A 5,070-nucleotide genomic window follows, 5' to 3' on the forward strand; every position below is an offset into this window, starting at 1 on the left:
TTTGCCAGGGCTTGCTCTCTGAACTCGTCAGAATACTGTTTCTTGGAAAGATTCATTTTTTATCTCAAATTTAAAGGGTTCTAAAAATTTGAGGCGACAACTATTTTGACGCGGGGGGCCTGAAGATAGGCATCCAAATAGGGGAAACCCTTAAGCCCTGCACTATGGGGGTTCCACAGGGTGGGCCGTTGTCACCGCTGTTAGCTAACGTGGTATTGAATGAACTGGATTGGGAACTGGACAGGCGCGGCCACCGTTTTGCCCGTTATGCTGACGACTGCAACATCGTCGTCAAAAGTAAGCGTGCGGGTGAAAGGGTGATGGCAAGCGTAACACGCTGGCTGAGTGATAGGCTGAAGCTCACAGTCAATCCGCTCAAAAGCGCGGTGGATCGTCCTTATAACCGAAAGTTCTTGGGCTTCACCGTCAGTCGCAACCGGAGTAAACTGAAAGTGGCCGATCAGGCTATGGACAAACTCAAAGACCGTATTCGCGAACTGACCCGTCGTACCCGAGGCCGCCGTTTGGAACAGATTATCGCAGAATTAAGAAAAGCCCTGCTTGGTTGGAAAGCCTACTTCGGCATTGCCGAAGTGATGAGCCCTCTGCGCGACATCGACAAATGGATACGACGGAAGCTACGCTGCTATATCTGGAAACAATGGGGTCGAGCCGGCTATCGAGAATTACGCAAACGAGGTGTCTCCGTGCGAGAAGCCTGGAACACCAGCAAAAGTGCGCATGGCCCGTGGCGTTTATCGAAGACCCCGGCGTTATCGCTGGCTTTGTCGGTGAAGGTATTTGCACAAATGGGGCTGCCCGCCTTGGCGGAGCGGCAGGCATGAATCATTGAACCGCCGTGTACGTGATCCGTATGCCCGGTGGTGTGGGAGGGAGGAGCCGCGAGGCTTCTTCCTATCCCGATTAATTCGAAAATATCCGTGTAACACGGTGGCTTTGCGTTTGACCTTTTTAGCAAAATCGTCGCGGAGTTTCTCCAAATCGATGTTGCTCAAGTCATATTGCTTGTCACCCGTATGATCGATGCCGCCATCATCGACATACTGCGATTACGCACCTTGTTCAAGCTGGAGTCGATTTGCCCACCGTGCATAAGTCCCTGCAACTGGTTGTTTGTTATGATCATCAAAACGGCGAACATATCCGCGCTGCTATGGATAAGCTTGAGAGTCGGTATTGTGGTCTTGATGCTGCTAAATGAAATTAGGATGGCACGGGTAATGTTGTTCCAATTACACGGAGTTCAAAATTGTATGAAGCTAAAAGACGATTAGGTCATTGAATTTATTGGCGTCCCGGAGACGATTCGAACGTCCGACCTGCCCCTTAGGAGAGCGTAATTATCAAAAACCCTCGGTAATTCTCGGTAATTATAGTTAAATAAAATCAATAGGTTGTGTTGTTTTTGTTGTTGGGGTTTATCGAGAAAAAACGACGTTTTTTATAGTTCAGTGGATCACCAGTGGATCATTTTGGATCATCAAATTATAATCGGGAGACATAATTAAAACGAGCTTGGAAGTGCTACCAACACAACCAAGCCCTGACCGATTCACTTAACGCGCTGGGTTAAGCAATGGCTAAAAACATCATATCAAATTGCCGGTTGCTGTCCAAAGGGGGCAACGATGGCAAGCATTACTAAGCGTCTATCCGACGAGGGCGAAACGTCCTATTTTGTGCGGGTTCGGCTCAAAGGTTACCCGCTGCAAACCGCAACTTTTAAACGGCTAACCGATGCTAAAAAATGGGCGTCTTCAACAGAAAGCGCCATTAGGGAAGGCCGCCACTTCAAAACCACAGAAGCCAAAAAGCACACCTTCGCGGATGCTATCGACCGCTATTTAAGCGACGTGCTACCCGTCAAATTTACCACTAAGGAACAACGTAACCGGCGGGCTATTCTGGTTTGGTGGCGTGAAGAGCAGGGCGTTCACGTCATGGCCGACCTTCAAAGCCCACTGTTTGCCCAGTGCAGGGACAAACTACTTAAACGTACCAGCAAAACCGGCAAGCCCTTTTCGGCGGATTCAGTTAAGAAATATTTTGGTGTGGTGCAAAACGTCTTGAAATATGCCGTCAACGAATGGCAATGGTTAGAACAAAGCCCGCTTAGGGATCGGCGCGTAGAAATGCCGGAACTGCCGCCGGGCCGGGTGCGTTATCTGGACGACCAAGAACGGGAGCGATTGACGGAGGCTTGCAAGGAATCGGCAAACCCTTTGCTTTATCCGGCTTATATCCTGGCGTTATCAACCGGCATGAGGCAAGGCGAATTGATGAACCTTTATTGGCGGGTGCCGACACAGCCACCGGCTGAAACTGCGTGGGGCGTGGTGATGCTGGAACAGGGCGCGATTGTTTTGCATAGCACCAAGAACGGCGAGCGGCGGCGGGTGCCGGTCGTGGGCGTGGCGCTGCAAGTGATGCGCGAACCTGCCAAGGTGCGGCGACTGGATACCGCTTTAGTGTTTCCGTCCCCGGAATGCCCACAACAACCGATAGAGCTTAAAAAGGCTTGGGCGACTGCCCTAAAACGGGCCGAAGTGATTGATTTTCGCTGGCATGACCTACGCCACACCACCGCCAGCTATTTAGCCATGAATGGTGCAAGCCTGGCGGAAATCGCGGAAATTCTCGGGCATAAGACTTTGCAAATGGTGCGGCGCTACTCCCACCTATCAGACAGCCACGTTAGTAACGTGCTAGCCAGCATGAACGCCAAGATTTTGGGCACAGCTCTATAAATATCAGGAACAACCATTATGACCATCGCCGAAAAAGTATTTGATGCAGTAAAAGACTTGTCAGACCAACAAGCCGCCAAGGTGCTGGATTTTGTCGAGCATTTAAAAGCTAAGCAGGCCGATGAGCGGCGAAAGCAGCTTGATGAGTTTTTCAAGCCCTACCAGACCGACTTGAGCGGCTTCAAGTTTGACCGAGACGAAGCTAATGCCCGGTAAGTTTATCGACACCAATATCGTCATTTACAGCCTTGGTAAGGATGAAGCCAAGCGCGGCGTGGTGCTAACGATTTTGGCCGATAGTCCGGTCATGTCTGTTCAAGTTTTGAGCGAAACCGCCAACACCATGCGCCGTAAATTGGGCTTTGATATCAATGCCGTTGTCAAAGTCGTGGATAGGCTCAGCCAAGTCTGTTGCCGTTTGCAGCCGTTGACGTTAGACACCCTACGCGGAGGACTCGGCATTGCCCAGCGTTACGGTTTCTCACATTACGACAGCCTGATTGTTGCCGCAGCCTTGCAAGCCGATTGTACGGTTTTATATTCCGAGGATTTGCAGCACGGCCAAGTGATTGACGGCAAGTTGAAAATCATCAATCCATTTTTGTGATGGTAACAGCCGCCGCTTTTAACGATCAGCCCCACGAAATCAAGCCATGATGACATTAGAACTTGACGACGAAACCGCCGACATATTGAACCAGTTGGCAAGTGAGCAGCACCTAAGCCCGGCACAATTGGTTAAGGCGGCCTTGCGTGAATACCTGGAAGATTGCCAAGACGCGAAACGGGCCGAGGCCGCTTATCAATCCTATCTGGATGGTGGCAAGATTTCCCATAGCCTTGATGACGTGGTGAAGACTTTTGGTCACCGAAAAGAGGTTTATCGATGAGCGCCAAGATTCTGGATTGGTACAAGGCCGCACAAATTTTAGGCATTCCAGAACATCAGTGGTGCAATGGATGGCCGGATATTTTTAATGCTTGTGATTTGGGAATACTACAAGAGCCGGAAAACTCGGTTAGTCAAAAAGCGATACAAAAAGCCATAGAAGCGGATTTGCTAGAAGGAGAAATAAATAGAAGAAGCCCGAATTGCCGGGATATTGGGCGAAGATTGAGCACAGTCAACAAAGGAGCAGGTGAAATAATTACAGATCGAATGGTTACTGCTGCGATTATGTATCCTGACCAAAATGGCGATGACATTATAGAAACGGTTCATCGAGCAAGTTCTTTTATTGGCTGGCTTATTAAGAATAATTTGAAGCCGTCCATGTATGTGAAAGCGTGGGAAAGTGCTTCTGACTCTAGCCCGCAAGATAAAACCAAAGTCTTAATTTCGAAGTCCCGCGATAAAACAGAATCCTTGATGCTGATTTATGACTATCTTGATTGGAATGGCATAAAGCCCGGCGATACCGTGACCATTTCAGCAAAACAAGCTTGGGGCGAAATTTTCGCGGGCAAATATCAATCAGACTTGATAAAAAAACGTACCGGCGAACGAAAAACGGCCAGAATTACCATGAACGGCGGCGAAGAGCTGGATTATCAAATGTTCTCCAAAAAGTATAACAGCAGGTTAAACACACTGGATAAGATCGGATAAGGCCAACTAAGACCCGATAAGAACACTAAAAAAACAACCTAACACAATGCGCCCCAAGCCGGGGAAACAATCCCCGGTGATTCTCGAAAATCCTAGAATCAGGGGAAACCATGAACCAACAAACCGAACAAAGCCAGCCTGCCGCACCAGTTGCGCCGCACTATTTCACCGTTCAGCAATTTACAGCCAAACACCCCGCCTTTCCGCTGGGGACTCTGCGCCACCAAATCTTTTATGAGAATACCAACGGCCTGAAAAAATCCGGGGCTATTGTTCGCAATGGCCGCCGGGTTTTGATTCGGGAAGATAAATATTTTGCTTGGCTTGAGGCGCAAAACCAAGGTGGCAAGTAATGGCCTTTTTGCATATCGAGGACGCTGCGCGGGCGGCGCTGGTCGAGCTGGGCCTTTGTTGTCCTAAATCGTTTGAGCCGGATAGATTCCATGTGGTGGATGCTGAGGACGGTAAACGCGGTAACGGCGCGGGCCGTATCAAGGTTTTTGCTGATGGCAAAGGCGGCTATTGTCAGAACTGGAAAACCGGCGAACGCCGGTCTTTCTTCCTGGACAATGACAGCAAACCTAAACCGCTCACAAAGCGAGAACGCGCCCGGATAGAACGCGAACGGCGCAAACGTCAAGCCGAAGCCGCCGCCAAACAGGATCAGGCCGCCAAACGTGCGCTATCCATCTG

7 protein-coding genes and 1 pseudogene are annotated in these 5,070 nt (G+C 49.7%); all 8 read left to right on the forward strand.

Going from position 1 to position 5,070, the window contains the following annotated elements:
* Positions 1-164: 164 nt before the first annotated feature.
* Complete coding sequence (locus M0R33_RS24225) at positions 165-845, forward strand: group II intron maturase-specific domain-containing protein (protein ID WP_366044701.1); 681 nt, start codon at positions 165-167, stop codon at positions 843-845.
* A gap of 804 nt (positions 846-1,649) precedes the next feature.
* Entirely contained in the window at positions 1,650-2,768 is a 1,119-nt protein-coding gene (locus M0R33_RS24230; RefSeq protein WP_292574533.1) for a site-specific integrase, read from the forward strand.
* Positions 2,769-2,786: 18 nt separating this feature from the next.
* Positions 2,787-2,984, forward strand: coding sequence for a hypothetical protein (locus M0R33_RS24235; RefSeq protein WP_292574534.1), 198 nt, complete (start codon positions 2,787-2,789; stop codon positions 2,982-2,984).
* Positions 2,974-3,375 carry a PIN domain-containing protein gene (locus M0R33_RS24240; protein ID WP_292574535.1) on the forward strand — a complete coding sequence of 134 codons (402 nt, stop codon included), beginning with the start codon at positions 2,974-2,976 and terminating at the stop codon, positions 3,373-3,375. The genes M0R33_RS24235 and M0R33_RS24240 overlap by 11 nt, the downstream gene beginning before the upstream one ends.
* Positions 3,376-3,421: 46 nt before the next feature.
* Positions 3,422-3,658, forward strand: a complete 237-nt coding sequence (locus M0R33_RS24245; RefSeq protein ID WP_292574536.1) for a DUF6290 family protein — start codon at positions 3,422-3,424, stop codon at positions 3,656-3,658.
* Complete coding sequence (locus tag M0R33_RS24250; protein ID WP_292574537.1) at positions 3,655-4,377, forward strand: hypothetical protein; 723 nt, start codon at positions 3,655-3,657, stop codon at positions 4,375-4,377. The genes M0R33_RS24245 and M0R33_RS24250 overlap by 4 nt, the downstream gene beginning before the upstream one ends.
* Before the next feature lie 110 nt (positions 4,378-4,487).
* Positions 4,488-4,730, forward strand: a complete 243-nt coding sequence (locus tag M0R33_RS24255) for a hypothetical protein (protein WP_292574538.1) — start codon at positions 4,488-4,490, stop codon at positions 4,728-4,730.
* A pseudogene (locus M0R33_RS24260) lies at positions 4,730-5,070 on the forward strand (hypothetical protein); the annotation flags it as partial. The gene M0R33_RS24255 and the pseudogene M0R33_RS24260, both read left to right, overlap by 1 nt.

The organism is Methylomonas sp. (assembly GCF_023228165.1).
In the GTDB taxonomy this organism is placed as follows: Bacteria; Pseudomonadota; Gammaproteobacteria; order Methylococcales; family Methylomonadaceae; genus Methylomonas.